Genomic DNA, 23,404 nt, shown 5'->3' on the forward strand with positions numbered 1-23,404 from the left:
TTAAAAACGTCACGTTGTCACCTGCCAAAACGAGTCCGCAGGTGCAGTGCTTGTCTCTGCTTTTTTCTCATATTTCTTTAAAAGATCCGCAATGTCCGTTTTTTCATTACTTGTTTTTTCCGCTTCATTCTCCGTGCTGTTCCAGCCGCCCAAAAGCGGGTAGTGTTTTTTTCTGAATTCCGGCGGCTGAGGCGCCCGGTGATGTTCCCGCTGCCTTTCACCTCTGTATTCTTCAACGAGGATATGAGCATTTGTCCCGCCGTCAGGAAATGAACTCTGAGCTGCGACGCGGGGTTTCTTCTCTGAATGCCAATCAACGGGTTCACGATTAAAATGAATACGCGACGCTTCAAAGTCATAATGTTCAAATGGCTCACGCGCTGATAAGAAAGGCGGAATCCGCTTATGATAGACGCTCAGCACACATCGGATGAAGCCCGCAAGACCTGAAGACAGAAGCAAATGCCCTACATTCGGTTTCACCGATCCGATCCGGCAGGGCAGAAGCGTTTTCCGGTTCAGCTGATAGACATCTGAGAGCGCCTTGATTTCCACCGAATCAACGATTGGGGAACCGCCTCCGTTCACTTCTATATATCCAATGTCTTCGGGCGACTTTTCCGCCATGTCAAGCGCAGTTTGAATGGCGTCTCTCTGCGCTCTTATATTCGGTGAACCGGGACCGAGCGTCCGGCCGTCATTGTTTACCGAGACGGCTTTTATGACGCCGTAAATACGGTCTCCGTCCCGCACCGCATCGCTCAATCGTTTGATAAAAACCGCCCCCGCTCCTTCTCCGAGCACTTCTCCCGCTGATTCACGGTCGAATATATGAAACACGCCGTTCTCATTTAAAATATGGCGCGCTCCGAATAACCGGTGCGCGGACGGAGATAAGAGCAGACTCACCGAACCGACTAAGGCCGCGTCAATTCTTCCGGCCAAAAGGGCGTCTTTTGCAAAGGACAGCCCGATCAGCCCTGAGGAACATGCTGTATCCACGACAAGGCTCGGCCCTGTGACATTCAAAAATCGTGAAATGTTGGCCGCCAAATAGTTTTGCCCCGCCCCCAAAATCGGGTTAGGCGCCTGCAGGATATGTTCCATACCGGCTGAAGGCTGCGCCCTGCCGCCGATGTACACGCCGACTTTCCTGCCCGATAAATCCTTTTGGCCGTACCCGGCATCATAAACGGAATGAACCGCTTCTTCTAATATGATCCGCGCCTGCGGGTCCATAATTGCCGCGTCTTTTTCAGAGATGCCGAAAAAGCCCGCATCAAACATGTCGATATCATCAATCCACCCCGCATAATCCTTTGCATGTGCTGTTGCATGCCAGCGCGTTGCGGGGACAGGCCGGATGGCGGTGTTTCCTTTCATCAGCAGCTCCCAAAAAGCATCCGTTCCGCCCGCCCCCGGAAAACGGCAGGACATGCCGACGACGGCAATATCATCTTCGGTATCCGCTTTCGGCTTCATGGATGTTCTCTCTTCAGCAGTGGCGGTTAAATCAAGCTGTACGTCCCTGTCTTGAACGAAACCATTTTCTTTTGTCACAAAATCGGCTTCATGATGCGCTGCGAAATAGTCAACCATTTCTGTAATCGTTTGATATTGAAGCATTAAGGACGGTGTTAACTTTATGCTGATCCGTTTTTGCAGTGATTGAACCAATTCCGCAAAGAGTATTGAGTCAATCCCGTATTCATCAAACGGCATATCATCTTTTATCTGCTCATCCGTCATTTTCAGTTCTTCACTAAAGACGGTGCGCACCCATTGACGAATCATATCCTTCACCTTTTGGTCACCGGCACTGCTTTTTTTCACGGGAGCTTCAGATTTCTTCACCTTCAGAAGATCACCAAAATCAGTCTCACTGTCTTCTGGAACACAAGGAATTCCGCAGCTTTGTCCGTTTAAAATGATGTAATCTAAAAACTTCAGTCCGTCTTTGGCAGACAGCCTGGAAAGTCCTGATTTTTGATAAGCAGGTGTTTCCGGCAGGCCTTCAGCCATGCCGGTTTCTTTCCAGACGGGCCATTGAACGGCTTTAACAAACACGTTCCCTTTACCTGCTTGATGATTTGCAAAAGAGTCCATAAACGAATTAGCCATCGCGTAGTCACTTTGCCCCGCAGCAAGCGAAGGGATCAGGCCCGAAACGGATGAGAACAAAATAAAAAACGACAGCGGCTCATTCTGAACAGCTTCATAGAGACCGCGAAGCCCTGTTACTTTCGGCGTGCAAACGCTTTCGATTTCAGTTTCGGTTTTGTTATAAAAAGCGGGGTGTTCTCCCATTGAACCCGCGCAATGAAAAACGCCGGTAATCGATCCCATCGTACCGCGGATACTGTCCGTCATGTTCCGGAGCCCCTTTTGATCCGTAAGAGAAACGCTGTAATAACGGATCTCCGCGCCCCGCTCGGCTAACCTCTGCATCCGCTCGGCTTTTTCCGGGAGAATGCCGTCCTTTTTCATGTCTGCCCACTCTGAGGAATCGGGAAGCGGCTCCCGCCCCATGATGACCAGTTTCCTGCATCCGCGTGAAACGGCATGCTCCGCCGCAATTGCGCCGATCCCGCGCGATCCGCCCGTTATTAACAGCACATCATCAGACGAATAGGAAAGCTCAGGCGCCGCCGAAACATTCATACCCTGCTTCAGAAACGGCACATAACGGCGATTCAGCCTGTAGCAGCATTCACTGACGCTTTTGGCCCGCGGCTGTAAAAATTCAGTCTCAATCTGTCTGCTTAATTCTTCTGTATGCTCAATCTCACAATCGCTATCTATCGTAAAAGAATGAATGTTGGCATACTCAGCGCCCAGCATCCGGTACAGCCCCGCCGTTTTCGCCCCTTGCATCAGAGGTTTACTTTCCTTGAAAGGCTGGAGGCGGTGTGTCACTTGGCTGAACACAGCGCCGCTATGACGGAATGATTCAAGAGCCTGCTGTAAAAAGGCAAGCTTTCCGTGTTCTATCTCTTCCTGCCGTTCATATTCCGCGTCATATGCGGTTATGTCGACGACCCCGAGTATCTGTTTGTTTTGAAGAGACTCCCGCACTCTGCCGTAAAGGTTTCGCCCCGATGCGGCGGAGTAATAATCGGCGTAATAATCGGCGCCGTCTTTTGCCTGATGGATGAAGCAGATCGTTTCAATATGGCCGTTTCCTTTAAAAAGAGCATCGGCCAATCGGCTCGTCTTATCAGTTGCAAGTATCATTACTGTTCCTGATAATGCTTCAGATTCCGCCGGATCTTGCTGCTTCCAGTCTTTTTGAAGAATGATCTTTTGGTTTTCCGCCGGTTCGTCTGTCTGTTTCCGGATATCCGCGGGCACAGGCACCCAATACCGCTCCTTCGCGAACGGATATACAGGAAGGCTGACCCGTTTCGGCTTCTCTCCTTCGTATAACAGGCTCCAGTCAACGGCGGCTCCTTTTGCCCACTCAGTGAGCAATCTGGAATATTGCTTGTTTTTCAGCAGCCCGGCCATTCCACTTGATGAAATATCATCTTGAGCACGTCCGCGGAAACATCCTTCAATTTCTGTTTTCCGTTCAAGCACATCCTTCAGTTTCGCTTGAAGGCCGCAAACGGATGTAACGATCAATGCCAGCCGTTCAGGCATCGCTTCTCTGCCTGTTTGAAGCGTGTAGGCCAGGTCTTTAAGGTTGACTTCTTTTTCCCGTAAAAAGCGGTCATACCGTTTGACATATTCTAATAGGCGTTCTTCATTTTTTGCCGAAAGCAGAAACAGAACCGGCTCGTCTTCCCGTATATTTACCGATTTCTTTTCAGCCTGCGGCGGCAGATATTCTTCTATGACAAAATGGGCATTGCTCCCGCTGGCGCCAAAAGAACTTAAACCCGCTCTTCTCGGCTGGTCAGAATGTGACGGCCGTTCCCATTCTTCCAGTCGGTCCGCCACATAAAACGGCGTGTCCGGAAACGGAATATGGGGATTCAGCGTGTCCGTGTGCAATGACGGAAAGATTTCTCCATGCTTCAGCTGCAAAAGCACCTTTGTTAATCCGGCGATTCCGGCCGCTCCTTCTAAATGGCCGATATTTGATTTAGCAGAGCCAATGGCGCAAAACCGCTTCTTGTTTGTCCATTTGCGGAAAGCGCGGCTCAGCCCTTCAATTTCAATCGGATCACCCAAAGACGTGCCTGTTCCGTGAGCTTCAATATAGCTCAGTGTCTCCGGATCAATGCCGGCACTCTGAAAGGAATCTGTAATGACTTCCGCCTGTGATGCCGGATCAGGCACTGTCAAACCGGATGTTTTTCCGACATGGTTTAAAGCGGAGCCTTTTATGACGCCATATATCGGACAGCCCATTCTTTCCGCTTCTTGAACGGTTGTCAGTAACACCGCGCCGACGCCTTCTCCCGGCACATAGCCGTCACCGCCGTCGGCGAAGCTTTTGCAGATGCCTTCTGAAGACAGAAATCCGGCATTCGCCAAAAACGCATATTTATGCGGGTGTGTGACCGCATTCACACCGCCGGCAATGGCGAATTCGCACTCCCCCCTTTTAATGCTTTCACATGCCAAATGTATGGATGTGAGCGAAGAAGAGCACATCGTATCAACAGCCATTGACGGCCCTGTAAAGTTCAGGCAGTGAGACACGATATTCGGAACAGAGGCAGGCGTCACGCCCATAGACAGCGGTGTGCCCCGCTGTGTAATTTCAGCCCCGAACAGCTCATAATGGCTCCAAAACACACCTGCGAATACCCCGACGCGTTTTCTCTTTTGTGAAGATGGCCCGCGCGCCGTTCTGTCCTGATAAAAACCGGCATCTTCACAAGCTTCCCAAGCCGTCTCTAAAAACAGCCGCGCCTGCGGGTCCATCATTTCAGCCTGGCGCGGAGTCAGATTGAAAAACAGCGGATCAAAGCTGTCTATGCGATCTAAAAATCCTCCGTAACGGTAGAACTGATCTGCTTCATATGAGAAAGAATAACCTTTCCATCTGTCTTTCGGCATTGTTGTGATACAGTCTTTACCTGAGCGCAGATTTTTGTAAAATTCATCGATGCTTCCCGCCTGCGGGTATCTTCCCGCCAATCCGATTACCGCAATATCGTGCTCTTCTGTGTGTCTCTCTTGTTTTCGGCTTCTTCTCTTGACAGCTGCGTTGGATAATGAAGATCCGTTCTTGTCTCCCTTTGGACCCAATCGGCCCATGCTTTCAGTTACAGCGGGCTCCTTCCCGTATAAAATAACAGATTGCAGCTTGCCGAGACGCAGCATATATTCAAGTGAAGCCATCCCTTCCCCGGCCGGAAGCGGGCTGGTGCCGGTTGCATCATTCATGATCTCTTTCATCAAGCTGTCAACCTGCATGCCGCCATCTTCCCAAAGCGGCCAGTTGATCGTCATAGAAGCCCCGGTCCGTTCGCCTTTTTCCGCTTTGCAATCGCGATATTTCATATATTCATCCATAAAAGCGTTCGCTGCGGCATAATCTGTCTGGCCCGCATTTCCGGCCAACGCCGAGAATGAGGAAAATACGGCGAAAAATTCAAGCGGTTCATGCCGTGAAGCTTCGTCGGCATGAATCAGGCCGCTGATTTTCGGCAGGAACACCTGCTTCAAGTCAGAACTGTCTTTTTGGATGATAAATTGATCTTTTAAAACACCGGCACAATGAAAAATACCCGTCAGCCGGCCGAAGGTTTCTGTAATCTGAGCAAATGCCCGCTCTGTCTCGGCTTTATTGCCGATGTCCGCTTGAACGTAAAGAACTTCTGCGCCCAATGCTTTCAGTCTGCTGATCTTCTCAGACTGTTCCGGCGAACGGCCGATGAGTGCGAGCTTCACCTTTTCTTTTTCTGCAAGGTGACGGGCAAGCAGAAATCCAAGACCGCCGAGACCTCCTGTAATGACATATACGCCGTTTTGTTTCCAAGGAGACTGTGTCTGCCCGTCCAGTTTCTCAATACGTTCGAACAATCTGATCTGCCGCATATTGTCTTTATACCGAATGTCTGTGCAGCCTGCATAAGAGCAGTCTGCTTCAGTTCTTATCATTGCGGCCGTCTCACTTGGCAATCTCTCATTCTTGTCACAGAAGGTGATCACCTGAGTGCGAAGAGCCGGATTTTCCAGATGTGCCGTTTTCAGCATAGCCCCGAGAGCGGAAGACAATGCCGCTCCATTCTCAACGGCGCATACAAGCTGAATCAATGTATGTTCTTTCGGATGGTCTGTCAGTTCCCGTTTGAGCATACGAAATATGCGCTCGGCATCTGCTTCAAACTGCTCATCTGCAACCTCATGCTCCCTTTTCAGTTCTATCACTTCCGCTTCCGGGCAATGTGCGCCGAGTTCACCGGTGAGACGGGGTCCTGCATCGGCAGCGATAATGAGATGACGGGTGTGTTTTTGCCCGTTCTGCACCGCCGTTTCCAGCGGATGATCTTTCCAGACGGGTTCAAAAAACAGAACCTCATCAGCGATGTCAGCATCTGATGTATGCCGTTCTTCGGCCGAATCTTTCAGCACACAGCCCGCTTCATTGATAAGGTAATCCGCAAGGCGGCGGACAGATGAATATTCAAAAAGCAGTGTCGGATAAAACTGCTGCTGAAAAGTCTGCTCTAATATCCTTACAAGCTTCAGCAAATGCGCCGAGTCAAGCCCCATATCATAAAAGCCTTTCCTCACATCAATATCCTGTGCCGGACGATTGATCAGCCTGGCGATTTCCGACTTTATGTAAGTCACCATGTTTTGTTCCGGCGTTTGCTGTTCAGGCACGTCTTCTGCGGCCACAGGACTTTCGGGCTCTCCACGGCCGCTTCTGTTCTGCTGAGGCGGCTTCTCTTTGTCTATCAGATGGGTAATCATATTCGCTTGTCTGACCCTTTTTACTGTCAGTTTCTCACATTCGGCCAATACGTTCCCTGCCCTGTCGTAAATCGTGAAGTCGGCCGAATAAACATCAGGTTCGCTGTCTGATACGCCGCTTTCAGTGCGGCTGTTTTTCGCAGAATAAGTGTAAATCGTTTTCGGAAACGGCTGATACATGCAAAAACGATTGATCATAAAAGGAATATAAGGTGTGTCATTTTGCTTTTGGGCCGACAATGCAAAGGAAGAGCCGGCAAGGGTGGACGCATCTAAAAAAGCCGGATGCGCCTTAAATTTCTCCCGGAATCCTTCAGCCAAATCACTCAGAGTGAGCTCCATTAATTCTTCTTTATCCTGAAGCTGATAAACGGCCCCTTCATTTTTCATAAACTCGCCATGTTCAATATGGCTTCTTCTTGCAATTCCGTAAATGTCATGCATGTCCCATTTTCGGCTTGCGTTTTTCATGAACGCTTCAATATTCAGTTCTTTTGCCCGGGGCGTGTCTTCTTGCAAATAAAGCTGGCATTCCATATTCTCATCCCGGTTTCCGCCAAGCGGTGTGCCGTTTTTTGCTTTTTCGCTAGTGATCTCAACTTTCCAGCTGTCACGCGCCGGCGTAAAGGTCACATACAGGTGTTTATCAAACTCTTCAGATGTTACAACAGGCTGCTTAAAAATAATCTGTCTTAATTCTATAGGCCGTTCACCGAGGTACCCGGCGGCGAGCCGATACAGCATATCTATTAAAGTCACGCCCGGGAGAACGCGGATTTGATGAACGCGATGATCCCGGACGATATAATTCGTATGGCTGATTTTCTGCAGGAACGTTTTGACTTGATCGGTGGCAACTGCCAATCTATCACACCTCGCTTATTTCAAACATTGCTTCTGTGCCCGCCTCATTTTCTTCCGCTTCGGGCAACTGTGCTTTTTCAGGCCAATACCGCTGTTTTCGGTATACTGTCTGGCCGCCTTTCGGTTCCATGGCCGCTTTTCGCTCTTTCGGTATTCCTTCGTTGCTGACAATGATATGGGCATTATTCCCGCCCAAACCGAACGCGCTGACCCCGGCCCTGAGTATCTCTTTTTTTCCGTTCCACCGCTTCAGCTCAAGCACAGGATAAAGCGGAGAATCATTAAATTGAAAGCGGGGGTTCGGTTTATGGCAATGCAAAGTCGGCGGCAGTTCTTCATTGGCAATCGCCAGCAAAACTTTGATGATTCCCGCCGCGCCCGCCGCACTCAGCAAGTGGCCGATATTGCTTTTGACGCTTCCTACACCGCAAAATTGTTTTTCATCGGAATAAGCAGACAAGACATTGGTTAATCCTTTTAATTCAATCGGGTCGCCGATCAATGTACCGGTTCCGTGCGTCTCTACGTATGTCATGGTGTCCGGCTCGATTTCCGCTGATTGAACCGCCTGCTCAATCAAGTCCTGCTGCGCCCGGGGATTCGGCGTCGTCACGCCCATTGTGCTGCCGTCATTATTAATCGCAGAGCCGTCAATAACGCCGTATATTTTATCTTCGTCTTCTATCGCTTTTTCGAGCGGCTTCAGCATCAGCACACCGCAGCCCTCTCCGATTCCTGTTCCGTCCGCATCGGCATCGAAAGATTTTGAACGGCCGTTTGGCGATAAGATTCTCGCCGCGCTCATTGTAAGAAAAGGTTTTTCATCAAGCAAAATGTCAACCCCGCCCGCAAAGGCCGCTTCCGCTTCTCCATTTTGAATAGCCTGCACGGCCAAATGAATTGCCGTAAGCGAACTGGAGCAAGCTGTATCTACGACCAGGTTGGGCCCTGTAAAGTTATAAATGTGCGCCATGTGTGCGGTAATAAAATTTTGTCCCGCGCCAATAATCGCGTCTTTTTGCAAATATTGAAATTTCTGATGAAACGCACCTGCCCTTGCACCGGCAAAAACGCCGATACGGCGGCCCCAGAGATCCTCTTTTTGATAACCGGCATCGGCTAAAGCTTCCGCGCTCACCTCGAGCCACTGCCTTTGCAGCGGGTCTATCATCGGTGCCAGCGTTTCTGAAATATTAAAATACTCCGGGTCAAATTGATCAATATCGTGAATAAAACCGCCCCATTTACTGATGCTTTTTCCCTCTTGATATTCACCCGGCTGATAGTGTTCCCCGGCGTTCCATCTGTCCGGCGGAACTTCAATGACGGCATCCGTTCCGCTGCGGAGATTCTTCCAAAATTCTTTTATATCCCCCGCTTTCGGAAAATGACAGGCTATGCCGATGATCGCAACCTTTCCCCGTTTCCCGGGCTTATCTGCCGTTTTTTTGCTCCGTTTCGGCGTCTTCCGCAAAGGGACCTTCTCCGCGGAAACTGCTGCATCTGCCGAAAAAGCTTCCGGACAATGTGCGGCTAAATAATCCGCGAGCTGTTCTATGGTAGGGTGTTCCAGAAGGACAGTCGGATCAATTGAAACGGACGGCAGTTTTTGATCAATCTTTGTCAGTACTTGCGCCAGAAAGATAGAATCCATTCCGTATTCCTGAAAAGGCACATCGATATCCATATGCGTTTCATCGATACTCAGCTCTTTTGCCAAAAGCGACCTCAGCCAAGATTGAATATCAATCCGGTTATGTTCCCGTTTTTTTGTTTCAGGAGGTTTGGAAGCTGTTCTCATTTCTTTATGGGCGGCTGGCTTGGCATTTTCCAGCGCTTTGATGTCCCAATCATGTTTCACTTGTGACGGCAGCACGACAGCTCCGGGTCTTTCTCTTAAAATGTAATCAAGCATCTTGAGACCTTCCGCGTCAGAGTGCCGCAGCAATCCCGTTTGCTCATAAATCCCGCTTTTTATATCCCTGCTCATGCCCGTCTCATCCCATGCCGGCCATTGTATGCTGATGATGCCGCTCTCATTGTTTTCTGCAAAATAGTCCATATAAGAATTAGCCATCGCATAATCGCTCTGACCCGCCGCAAGAATCGGGACGGCTGCCGAGACAGATGAAAACAGGACGAAAAATGCCGGCGCATCATCCTTTACACTCTCATACAGACTGTGAAGGCCGTCTGCTTTCGGCGCGAGCACCCGCGCGATACTGTCTTTGGATTTGCGGAGAAAAGCAGGGTTTTCACGGTCCGCAATTCCCGCGCAATGCAGAATGCCTCCGACAGGTCCGAGCGTTGAGGTTACCTCTTTTATAAGCCGTCCGACTGCCTGCTTATCCGTCAGATCAACTGCTGAGACGCACACTTTTACGCCTTGTGATTCCAGCTGCCGGATAAGCTGTATTTTTTCCGAAACGACAGGGTCTGTCTGCTCAAGATCCCACTCGGTTTTCGGCGGCAGCTCCTTTCTGCCTGTCAAAAGCAGTTTCTTCACACCGTATGCGGAAACGAAGTGCTTGGCGCATAAAGCGCCGAGTCCGCGCGTTCCTCCGGTTATCATCAGGACGGCGTCTTTTGGAAACACAGTCCGGTCTGTTTGCACGGCTTCTGGTTCAATCTGATCAGTCTGCCGAAGAACATAGCTGAAGCGCATGCCGTCCCTGCAGCAAACAGCAGATTCCGTTAAGTCTGATTCAATTTCTTGTTTAATAAAAGCGGCTGTCTGCTCCAGCGGCTCTTCAGGATCAATATCGGCGTGACAGGTGAGAATATGGCTGTATTCATGCCGCAGCATGCGATAAAGCCCCGCTTTTTCAATACCATGCGTAGCGGCAGCCTTATTTTTGAAGGATTCAAGCCCTTTTGTAAGATAAAGCATTTTCATCTTTTCTTGTCCGCGGCCGTATTCAATCAGCTGCTGCAGCGATGCCACCCAGCTGATGTCCTGCCGCTTTTGTCGGGAGCCACAGCCGGTGAAGTCAATAAACCCGGAATAGATAGCCGCGTTCGGACCCTGTAAGAAAGAGATGAGCTGATTTTCCTGCACAATGTCAGCATCATTCAGCTGTTTTTTCACCTCGGCGGCAAGGTCTTTTGTATCATCAGAGACGATGAGCGCTATTTTGCTGTTGAACGGCTCGGGTGAAGACACTGCCTCGCAAGGTTCCCATGTTTTTTGCAATACTACTGTTTTTTGATTCGAAAGCGGCAGCTGCCCCCGTTTCGGCACCCAATAGCGGTCGGCTCTGAACGGATAGGAGGGCAGGCTGATGCGGCGCGGCTTACTGTCCGTATACAGATGCTCCCAATCCGTGTCAAATCCGTTTGCCCAGAGCTGCAGCACTTTCCTGTATTTCTTTTTCTCAAGCCAGGCGCTGACGAGGTCAGCAGCGTCTTCATCGTCTGAGAACATGGAAATCGTGTTATTCTCGCGTTTTTTACGGCCGCTGATGATATCTTCACTGTTTTTTCCCAACAGAAACGCGTTCAATTTTTCAGTCAGTTCCTCTGCGGAGCCTGCAATGATTCCCAGCCTCGCTTCCATCGCATCCCGTCCGGTCTGCAGTGTGTATGCGGCATCTGCAAGATCGATATGGCGGGATGATCCGTTTTGGATAAAATCGCGAAGGAGACGCGCTCTTTCTTTCAGCCGCTCTTCATTTTTAGCCGACAAAACAAAAAGAGATGACGCTTTCTCACGGGTTTCCTGCTGTTCCGTCTCACTTTTGCCCATGTATTCTTCAATAACGATATGCGCATTGACACCTCCGAAACCGAATGAGCTTACACCCGCCCGGCGGGGCAGGACCCGGCCGTTTTCATCACGCAGCGCTTCCCACTCCTTTGTTTCTGTCACAATGTAAAACGGGCTGTCCTTCAATTTGATATGGGGATTGATGTTCTCGCAATGCAGACTTTTGGCGAGCGTCCGATGTTTCAGCTGCATCAATACTTTGATAACGCCCGCAATACCTGCTGCGAGCTCCAAATGTCCGATATTTGTCTTCACTGAGCCTATCCCGCAATATCCGCCCGGAGCCCCGTCTGTTTGGAAAGCTTTTTTCAATGCATTGATTTCAATCGGATCGCCGAGTGCCGTCCCTGTTCCGTGCGCTTCTACATAAGTGATGGTTGACGGGTGAATACCGGCTTTTTGATAAGCGCTTTTCAGCACATCCGTCTGAGCCTGCGGATTCGGCGCGGTAAGTGACGCTGAGCGTCCGCCGTGATTTTCCGCTGTACCGCGGATGAGGCCGTAGATGTGATCCCTGTCACGCTCAGCCTCTGAAAGCTTTTTCAAGACAATCATGCCGGCACCTTCTCCTCTGACATAACCGTCAGCCTGATCGGAAAATGCTTTGCAGCGCCCGTCTTCACTAAGCATGCCTGCTTTTTGAAAACCGATATGCCCTTCAGGCGTGACGATCGTGTTGACGCCCCCTGCGACCGCCATATCACAATCTCCCGTTTCAATGGCTTTTACCGCGCGGTGAATGGCGACTAAAGAGCTTGAACAAGCGGTTTCTACCGGCTCGCTCGGCCCGTGAATATCAAGAAAATAACTCATCCGGTTCGGCCCGACGGACGGCACGATTCCGGTCATCGTATACCCCTCGACAGGAAGACCCGCCTTATTGATTAAGGTTTGATATCCGCTTCCCAATGTGCCGGTGAAAATACCGGTTTTTGTTCCGGCAATCCGTTTTGCTGAGTACCCCGCGTCTTCAATGGCTTTCCACACATACATCATTAATAGACGCTGCTGAGGATCCATCATTTCAGCTTCTTTCGGAGATATCCCGAAAAACAGCGGGTCAAACCCGGCGATACCATCTATAAAACCGCCCCATTTAATTGACGTTTTATTTGCGTCCGCTGCCGGATCGCCGTAATATTCGCGCCAATCCCAGCGATCTCGGGGAATTTCTGTGATGCAATGCTCCCCTTTTTGTAAACGTGTCCAGAATTCATCTATGTCTTTCGCCTGCGGAAAAATACCGCTGATTCCGATAATGGCTATCGGTTCGGTTTTTTCTTCTGATTTTCCTTTTACGGATACGGGCGTTTCCCGCTTGACATGAACGGCCGCCGGAGCTTCAGCTTTTCTTATTCCGGCTTTTGGAGCGGTTTTTAAACTCTCTCTTTCTAAGCCGCTGAATGCTTCTTTCCATTCAGATATCAAATGGCCGCTCAGTTTGCGCAATGTCGGAAATTCAAAGAAGATAGTCGGGCTGAGCTCAAGCTGATAAGTCCGATTTAATAGATTTGTAAATTCAGTGAAGATGATCGAATCAAATCCGTATTCCGTCAGTTCGCTGTCAGCCTCAATATCTTTCATGCTTACCTTTAAAAGATCTGATACATGCCGCTTTAGTTTCTCTTGAACCTGATCTTTCAGATCTCTTGCATCTGCCACTGCCGGAGCTTGTCCGGCGGCGCTTTGTTCTTCGCCCAGATCGAAAATATGCCTGCGAATCCGTTTTTCGTCGCCTTCTGCCACCATAACCTGGTGTTCTCCGGAGGCAAAAGCCGCGTAAAGCGCTTGGATGCCTGAGGCCGATCGCATGGCTTTCATCCCGGTCTGTTCATACATCAGCAGTTCGGTCTCTTTGTCCACGCGCATACCTCCTTCTTCCCAAAGCGGCCAGTTGACAGACAGGGTCTGCCCGCTCCGCTCGTTGTCCCGCACGAGACGGTTCCGGCGGGCTGCATAAACATCCATAAATGCGTTGGCTGCCGCATAACCGGCCTGCCCCGGATTTCCCATGCCTCCCGCCAAGGAAGAAAACAGAATGAAAAAGTCCAGCCGCACATCTTTCGCTGCTTCATCAAGATTGATAAGCCCTTTCACCTTCGGCGCCATGACGGTCTTCCGTTCGTTTTCTGTCTGGTTCAGAATGTAGTTGTCAGCGATCACGCCTGCGCCGTGAATGATCCCGTCGAGTGTTCCGTGCTCCTCCTGTATGCCGCGGACGAGGGCGATGACCGCCGCCCTGTCTGTCACGTCAACCGGTTGATACAATACGCGGGCGCCCGACGCTTCCAAGCGCCGTAAGCGGGCGGAGCGGTCTTTATCAAGCGCTTCCGCCCTTCCCGTTAATACGAGGACGGCGTTTTTGACGCGGGAGGCTATTTCTTCAGCGAAAATCAGGCCGATGCCGCCCGCTCCCCCGGTGAGGAGGTAGACCCCTTCGTCTTTCCACGGAACGGCGGCGCTTTGAGGCGCCGGCAGATGACGCCAGTTTCTGACGAGACGTTTGCCGTCTTCATAACGGATTTCCGCTTGTTCAGGATGCGCCCGGTTTTCTTTCAGCTTGGCAAGAAGCGATGATGCTGACTCGTCCGGATCAGCTTGGATGACTTGGCCGTACAGCTTCGGATGTTCAAGGTGAGCCGTTTTCAGGAAAGCGGCCAGCCCCGCCAATACATTGTCTTCCCCCCTGTCGGGGACAAGAAGCTGGATCAGCGTTTTTTTCTTCTGTTTTTCTTTGATAAGACGCGTGACGATCGCTGACAGCTCCGCCGCGCAGGCGTCATAACGGTCTTCAATCGGACCTTCGCCGTCAGCCGCACATACGGCGCCGCTTAAGTCCTCAGCGTTCATTCCGCCATACAGCGTCACGTATCTGAAAGACTCTTCTTGTCCGCCGCCTTCACCCGGCGGTGATTCCTGCCACTTTGGCTGAAGCAAGAGCGGTTTTTCCTCCGTTTCCTCTTCCAGAAAACGGGCGGTGAGCCCCGTCAATCGGACACATACCTCGCCGTTTTCATCACACAGCTCAATATGATAGGCGCCGTCCTTTGAGGAAAGCACCGCCCACATCGTCTCACGGCACGCAGAAAACACCTGCATATCCTGAAGGGCAAACGGCAGGAACGGCCGTCCGGACGCGGAACCGTCTGAGAGCACGAGACCGATAGAAGCCTGAAGGGCGGCGTCCAGCATGCTCGGATGCAGGATGAACGGCTCCTTTTCCTCGCGGGCGGACGGCGGAAGAGTGAGCTTCGCGAGCACTTCTCCGCTTCCGGCATAGACGGCGTCAAGCGCCTGATGAGACGGTCCGTAGGTGATGCCGAGGCTGTCGAATGCTTCATAGCACTCAGCCTTTGACATACGCCGGCCGCCGCAGCGCGCCTGAACCGCTTCCACATCGAGAACAGGAGCACGCTCCGTCTCTTCGAGCACGGCCTTTCCCTGGAAAAAGACAAGCGGCTCTTCCCCTTCGGCATACGCCTCAAAAGCGATGTCTCCGTTTTCTTCCGGCTGAAGTCTTACATGAAGCGTCACTCCCTCAGAAAGCGCCGTCACCGGCCGGAGCCAAACGATCTGTTTGAGCCGGACACCCGCTTTCCCGCCCGGCAAGTCTTCAGCGGCAAGTGTAACGGCGGCCCGGGCCATTTCTAAAGCAGCAGCGCCCGGAAGCACCGGTTTTCCATTGACGATATGATCGGCAAAAAACGGTTCATGCCCAGAAAAAACAGAAGTAAAGCGCTGGGCGGTAAAGGTCGATGTATTCGTATGGAGCAGCGGGTGAAGCTTTTCACGTTCAGCTGAATTCCGGCTTTCAAGCTCTCTCTGAAGACGATCGGACGCCCAATACGTCTGCCTGCCAAACGGGTAGCCCGGCAGATTGCCGATTCGCAGCATAGGTCCGCCATAAAGCAAGTCCCCTTCGATTTCATAACCTTGACAATAAAAATCTGCCAGCACGCATAACAGCTCCTGATACTTTCTATGGTCAGAATATGAGGCACTGCACTTGCCGAGCACTTCTATTATGTGCTCCTGAATATGCTGACGGCCTGTAAAGTGCAGCGGTACTTTTCCCGAAAACACATAAGGATGATGTTCATTAAGCTTTGCCTGCTGCCATACATACACTGCGTCATCAGCATCTTGAACCACGATGGCGGCGCGATGGTTAAAGTGATGCCGTCCTTTTAACAACGTATAGCTGAGCTGGGCCAGATCATTTTTTTTCAGTCCGCCATTTTCCGCCCAAGTGATCATATCTTCGATTTTTTCCTGAAGGGCCTCCTTTGTTTTTGCAGACAAAGTCAGTAAATATGCAGGGGCATCCGGATGAGGTGAAGCGCTGCGCTTATAGCTTTCCATAACGACATGGGCGTTTGTTCCGCTCATCCCGAATGCGCTGACTGCCCCCATTCGGTTTTTACCCGGCAGAGAAGGCCACGGTTTACCCGTTTTATTCACATAAAAAGGACTCTTCTCCCAGTTGATATAGCGGTTTTCCCCGCTGCAATGCAGACTGGCGGGAATCATTTCACGGGAGAACGCCTGTAAAAGACTGATCAAACTGACAATGCCTGACGCGGCAAACGTGTGGCCGATATTGGTTTTAATTGATGTGAGTGCGCAAAATGCTTCTTCGTTTGTATAGGCAGAAAATGCGTCATAAAGCGCGTTAATTTCCACCGGATCACCGAGTTTTGTACCTGTGCCGTGTGTGACGATATATTCGATATCTTCAGGGTTGATACGGCCCCGGTCATAAACGGAAGTAAGCAGCCGGGTCTGCGCGACGCCGCTCGGAGCGGTAATTCCGTTTGTTTTCCCATCATAATTGATGCCGCTCGCCCGAATCACCCCGTAAATCGGATCACCATCCGCTTCCGCCTCTCTCAACGGCTTCAGAACAACCGCCGCAGCCGCTTCCCCCGGAACCATGCCGTCAGCCCTTTTATCAAACGCGAAGCATTTCCCGTTTTCCGACAGCATTCCGGCTTTATCTATCGTTTCAAAAAAGTCCGGGGTATTCATGATATTCACCCCGGCCGCAACAGCTGTTGTGCACTCTTTATTCTGCAGGCTTAATACCGCCTGATGGACAGAAACGAGTCCCGAAGAACATGCTGTATTTATCGCCATCACAGGACCTGATAAATTCAAGTGATAAGCCAGCCGCGCCGCCAAAATACCGTTATGATGAGACGTGACATTGCCTTTGTCCCGTGTTAAAAGGTGATAATCTCCTTCTTCCGCCCCCACAAACATACCGATCGTCTGCTGCCTGATGTGACTGGCGCCGTAGCCGGCGTCCTCAAGGGCCCTCCACGCTTCCTGAAGAAGCAGCCGCTGTTTCGGATCCATCGTTTCAGCTTCCCTCGGCGATATTTCAAAAAATAAAGGGTCGAATTCGTCCGCCCCCGGTACAGCGCCGAGTTTCCATTTTGAACTTGTGAAACCTTTTTTTGCGACCGGTGCGACAACATCCTTTTCCTGAAACAGAATGTCCCACAGCTCGTCCGCCGTGCGCGCCTGAGGAAATCGGCCGCTCATGCCGATAATGGCAATGGAATCAGCTGCCTGACTGCCATCGGTTCCGGCGTTCAGCTTATTTCTTCTCCTCTGCTTCTTTCGCTTTTCCGTTCCTGCCTTTTCAAAGACAGATTGATCTGCGGATTCAGGTTTCTTTTCTTCATAGACATGCTCCATGACGGACTTGTGTTCCGTCAGAAAATAGCGGACGACCTTCTCCAGTGTGGAATGTCCGAAAAACAGGGCCGGTGTCACTTCAATTCCGTAATGAGCGGACAAAGAAGAGGCGAATTCCGCCAAACTGATAGAATCAAAGCCGAAATCAGCCAGATTGTCAGCGGCCGTCAGTCTGTTCTTGTCTATTTTCAAAAGCCCCGCCGCCAGTTCTTTCACATCCCAGCTTACGCATTCTTCCAGTGTAAAGCCTTTCATTTCACTCCGCCTTCCTGAAAACGGGACGTTCCTGTTTACAGAACCCGAAATCGGCCGTTCGCCTTGATCTATCTGCAGGAAGCGTTTGGCCCTCGACGGAAAACCGGCCAGGACGAGATACTGGCTGGACGGCTGGACTAACAATGTTTCAAAAGCGTCGAGTCCTTCCTCTGTGTATAAATAACGCTGTCCGCTTGATTTTAAGTACATATCGGTGCTTTCCGCCGTGCCGACATGCATCCCCCCTTCTTTCCAAAGCGGCCAATTGATTGCAAGTGACTTGCCGCTTCTGAGTCCGAGGCTCACAAGTTTATCCCGATGACGGACAAAAGCCATTTGGAAGCGGTTCCCCATTGCGTAGTCACAAGAACCGAAGTCTCCTAAAATCGCTGAAGAAGAAGAGAAACAACAGAAGAAGTCAAGCGGCTCCCGTGACAGAACCTGATCTAACACCGCGGTGCCGTCCGCTTTTGGCGATAAGACTTGCTGAAAGGTTTGCAGATCTTTCTCCAGAATGCTTTCAGTGCCTTGAAGACCTGCAGCGTGAATGACACCGTGAATCGGCCCGCATCCTTTCTCTTTCGCTTCTTGCAAACCTTTCTCCATCTGAGCCTGATCTGCGGCATCCGCCTGCACGTAAAACACCTTGGCGCCTGATTCTTCCAATCTCTTTATCTTGTTCAGCACCGGGCCGCCTGCCGCTGATCTCCCCGTCAAAATGAGCGTAACCGGTCCTTTTCCAGCGAAATATCCGGCAAATAACAAGCCTAATCCCCCGCATCCGCCGGTAATCAAGTACGTTTTCCCGCTTTTTATCACACGCTTCTCAACAGGGGCAATATCCGTCTGCTTCATTTCCATGACGTGACGGATTTCCCCACTGTACATGACACTGCGGAACGACTCGCTGCGAAGTTCTTCACATACGTTATGGATCAGTTTTTCTAACGGTCCTTTTTGTCCAAAATAAACCGCGGCCGTATCCGTCTCCGGCAAGATCAGTTTCAGCGACCGTTCAAGCCCGATCCATGACTCGGCGTAACTGATATCGGTATCGGTCCCGCACTGAGCGGAAAGTAGGATTCGCCTCGGTTTAAAACGCAAAGAAGCAGCTGCGCGGATCACATGATACAGAAGGGAATAGTCTTTCACGGCCTTTTCATCTTCAAGCGGCCATCCATACAAAATGGCATCCGCTTTGCCTGCAGCCGTTTCAATATGCCGAAACGTTTCTTGATATGCTTGTCCGTCAGTGATTTTAATTTGATAATGCGTGTTTGAAAGCTTTTGAGTTTCCTCACCCTGTGAAATAAAAAACACGCCGGCTCCCGGATAAAGGGATTGTAAAGACTGATAAGCATGCTTTCTGGCAGCTTCTCCCGTAAGAAAACAGATGACCGTTTTCAGCTCTTCATGAATGGATTTCTTCAAAGGCTGCTGCGTCCACATTTCTTCAAATATCATCATCTCGGATTGTTCCTCTTGCCCGTGATCCTGCTGAGACGGCTGTCTCATTCTTATCCCTTTGATTTCTGCGCAGACAGTGCCGGTTTCGTCACAAAATTGAATGTCACAGCCGGTTTGATTCTTTTTATTAATATACATCCACATGCCGGATGAGCACGGACGCATGACGCGCAGTTCTTCAACCGCTTCAGGCACGATATGGACTGACGGCTCCGTTTTTGCCAGGACATGAAAAGCTGCGTCCAGAAATTCCGGCGGTATATGATATCCCGGATTACGGCCGCTTTCATCTATAAGAGCAAGCTTCGCCCAAACCGCATTTTCTCCCGCATAAAGCTTTTCAACGGTGCGGAACTCCTTACTGATCGTTACACCTGACGTGCCTGGTGTTTCATAATCGAATGACAGCGGGCGGCAGTCTTTTTGTAAGGAGGCAATATCCAGCACGCGGGATGGCTGTATGTTCCCTTGTCCGATGATTCCATAATGATGCAGCTTCTCTTCGTCACTGTATATTTCATAATGGATGCCTTCCTCGTCTTCAGACAGAAGGGAGAGATTGACGCCCGCACCGTGATGTCCGCCGGTAATCGGGTCAGTCCATGCCGCCGTTCGGATCCATATCTCTTTTTCTTCAGAGCTGTCTGCCGCATGATGATAAGCCGCAAGCGCCATTTCTAAATAAACGGCTGCCGACAGAACCCGCTCCCCGCTCACATTCTGGAAAACGTGTTCCCGGCCTGTAAAAGATGTATGATAGCTTTGCTCCGCCAAGGTTGACGTATTTTCATGCAGGAAAGGATGCACATATTCAGTTGTTCCTGTTTTTGGTTCTTCCCGCTTCATCCAGTAGCTTTCTTTTGCAAATGGATAAGACGGCAGACTGATACGATGCGGCAGCGCGCCTTTATATAAAGATGCCCAATCGACGGGCGTCCCGTGAACCCAGGCATTCAAAAGACTGTCAAATTGACGTTTTTCCATCCAATCACTGACTGTGCCTTCCGTCTCCGTGACAGCACTATCACCCCGGCCTGTAAACACCCCGCTTACGGAACCAGCATTATTCAGAAAAGCAGTCAGCTTCTGTTCCAATTCAGAAACAGAGTCCGCTGTCATCGCCAGCCGTTCTTCCATCGGGACCCTGCCGACTTGAAGGGTAAATGCCGCGTCAAGCAGGTTCGCATCTGTAATTGTTCCGTTTCCGGCGGCATCCGACAGCAACAGAGCCCGCTCGCGCAAGCGGTCTTTATCTTTTGCCGATAAAACAAAAAGCGCCGGACGGCCGGTGTCTGCCGGACTCATTTCAGCCGGTTCATACTCTTTTATCAGCAGGTGGGCATTTGCACCGCCCGCTCCGAAAGAAGATGTACCCGCGATTCTCGGATATTCCCGTGTTACCCCTTCAGATTCTATGACCGGCCGTCTCCATTCCGCCGTTTTCTGCTGCACGATAAAAGGAGAAGTTTCAAAATCAATTTCCGGGTTCAGCTGCTTTGAATGCAGCGACGGCACCAGATATCCGTGTTTCATCTGAAGAAGAATTTTGGTGACCGCAGCAATGCCCGCCGCACTTTCCAGGTGTCCGATATTGGATTTAACAGAACCGATGGAACAAAATTGCTTTGCATCCGTATAGCGTCGGAAAGCCTTGGTTAACCCTGCGATTTCAATCGGATCTCCCAAGGAAGTGCCGGTGCCGTGGGCTTCCAGATAGCTGATTGCTCTCGGATCAATACCTGCCCGCTCCATCGCCTCTGCGATCACTTCTCCTTGTGCATTCGGATTCGGAACGGTGAACCCGTTCGTTTTGCCGCCGGCGTTCAGAGCGCTTCCTTTAATGACACCGTATATATGATCATGATCTTCAACAGCCTTCTTCAACGGCTTTAACACGATACAGCCGACACCCTCTCCGTCAACAAACCCGTCAGCCTTATCACCGAATGCTTTGCACGCGTTTGACGGTGACAGCATTCTCATAGAAGAAAGTCCGATATAATGAACCGGGTCTGTAATCAGGTTTACGCCGCCGGCAATCGCGCATTCAGATGCACCTGTTCTGATGCTTTCTGCGGCGAGATGAATGGCGGTTAAGGATGAGGAGCAGGCGGTATCGACCGCGATGCTCGGACCGTGAAAATCAAACACATAGGATACGCGGTTCGGGATAAAGTGGTAGTGGGCTCCTGTCGGATAGTTGCCGTTCATGACACCCGCAAAGACACCAACCTTTTTACCGGCGCATAGTGAATCAGGGGTATATCCGGCATCCTCAAGGGCCGCATAAGCGGTTTCCAGAAACAGTCTCTCCTGCGGGTCCATGCGCTCCGCTTCTTTCGGGGAGATTTTAAAAAACAGCGGATCAAATTTATCAATATCTGTTAAAAAGCCGCCCCACTTCGTATACATCCGGCCTTCCTTACCTTTTGTCTCATCATAGTAGTCCCGCCAATCCCAGCGGTCTTTCGGAATTTCGGTGATTCCGTGTTCACCGGTCTTTAACCGTTCCCAGAACTCATTAACATTTTCAGCTCCGGGGTACCGTCCGGCAAGACCGACAATTGCCACTTCAAGGTGTTTTGACGGCGGTTCGGAAGCGGGCGGCGTTTTTTCAGAAAAAGATGCCGCTTGGCGCTTCGTCAATCCGGCGCTTTTTTTGCGGCTTTGCTTTTTCTGTAATGTGTGCGGCGCCTTTTTGGCTTCTTTATTTGTCTTGAAAATCCCAGCCATATCATCCTGTCTTGAGCTGACGAGATATTCCGCTAATCCGCCGATTGTCGGATACTCGAAGAACAAAGTGCTGCTGATATCAGGTACGTCTTCCCGCACGCGGTTGGTCAGCTGTACGATTAAGATGGAATCGATTCCGTATTCTTCAAGGGGCGTATGGGCTTGAACGTCCTCAATCGGCATCTTTAAGATGGCGCTGACGATCTGTTTCAGATACTCTGTGCTTTTTTCAAGCAAAGAGCCGGATGATGCCGCTTCAGTATGACGGACTTCTTCAGAAAATCGTGCATGCAGTTCGCGCTCCTTCGTTTCAGCCAAGTATACGGCAAGCTCTTCTATCGTCCGGTATTCAAAAAACAGCGTGCTGCTGATATCAGGGACGAGATCCCGCAGCTCATTCGTCAGCTGAACGATCAGAATAGAGTCAATGCCGTATTCATCCAGAGGAGCCAGCGGATTTATCTCTTCTGCCGGCATTTTTAATACTTTTGCCGCAGCCCTTATCAGAAAAGCCGCTGTCTTTTCCGAAAGCCCCTCTCCCGCTTGTTTGATGGGGAGCTGACGATCAGAGGATGTTTGCGGTACGTTTGATTGGCGCTTTTGCGCGGTGTAAGCTTCCCTGCTCTGCCTGATGACTCCGTTGCTTTTTGCCGTGATAATCTGCTGGGTGTGCAGACGTTCGTTTTCAGCCGGAAATTGAATGGAATGAAAGCCTTCAGCCATTAAAACGGATTTCCATGTTTCCGGATAAAGACCGGGGCACCCCGGAATCCGCAGCGCCTCGTCTTCGTACAGCCACCAGCCCTCTAATAAGCCGAATGTAACATGTGTAAACGGCGTATGCCCGCCCAGTTCATTAACGAGCAGCAAACCGTCCTTTTTCAATACGGCTTTTGCCGTCCGTAAGGTTTTCCGGATGTTTTTGGTGGCATGCAGCACGTTTGCGGCAATAGCGATATCGTAGGTTCTCAGATGTAATCCCTGGCCCGCCGCAGGCTGCTCCACATTAAACAGCTGATACGTCAAATACGGATTGTCCGCGCCGTATTCCTTTTCGGCATGCATTAAAAAAGCTTTTGACAAGTCGGTATAACAGTATTCCTGAATATGGTTTTGATAGGGGCGGAGCTTTTTAAACAGTGTGCTGCTCGTTCCGCCGGTGCCCGCTCCGATCTCCAGCAGACGGATGTTTGCCTCAGGATTGTTTTTAATTACATTTTCCACATAAATACACGCTTCATTTGCCAGCACATCGTTGTAATAATCAGCGAGAATGTTATGCTTATAGATTCCTTCAACAAGCTCCATTGAGGAATCGGGAAACATCACGTCAGTGGCTTTTATTTTGCCTGTTAAAATGTCAGGCAAAGCTTGAATGACGGTATCCGCCAGCAGAGCCTGCGCTTTCATATCCGGATCTTTCAGCCATTCGTTTTTCTTCTTATGCCACTCTTCCCAAACCGCGGCCGTTTCATCGCTTTTAAAATCGCTGTCTAAAAGACGGATGCTTTCTTCCAGCCAGCGCTCATATAAAGGCAGACAGGAAGCCGCCGGCGCTTCGCCGGTCAGACCCATTGAACGCAGCGTCACCCGCAGCACTTGCAGCAAAAGCCGATTCAATTCTTTCATTTGATTGCTTATTTCTGTTCTTAAGGATAACTGTGTACGGTCTTTTTGTTTGTCTCCCTTACCCAAAACCTTATCCTCCTAAGAAAATTAAATTTGCTCCGTCATTTTGAC

Annotated in this window: 2 protein-coding genes; both read right to left on the reverse strand. The window is 50.5% G+C overall.

The features are described 5' to 3' along the window. Positions 1 to 9: 9 nt before the first annotated feature. The gene (locus OTK50_RS06895; protein WP_239033976.1) at positions 10 to 7,740 is read right to left on the reverse strand and encodes an SDR family NAD(P)-dependent oxidoreductase; all 7,731 of its coding nucleotides are present in this window, start codon (positions 7,738 to 7,740) and stop codon (positions 10 to 12) included. A gap of 4 nt (positions 7,741 to 7,744) precedes the next feature. After that, positions 7,745 to 23,359 carry an SDR family NAD(P)-dependent oxidoreductase gene (locus OTK50_RS06900; protein ID WP_224223653.1) on the reverse strand — a complete coding sequence of 5,205 codons (15,615 nt, stop codon included), beginning with the start codon at positions 23,357 to 23,359 and terminating at the stop codon, positions 7,745 to 7,747. Between the last annotated feature and the right edge of the window lie 45 nt (positions 23,360 to 23,404).

The organism is Bacillus sp. NEAU-CP5 (assembly GCF_026420705.1).
In the GTDB taxonomy this organism is placed as follows: domain Bacteria; phylum Bacillota; class Bacilli; order Bacillales; family Bacillaceae; genus Bacillus; species Bacillus velezensis.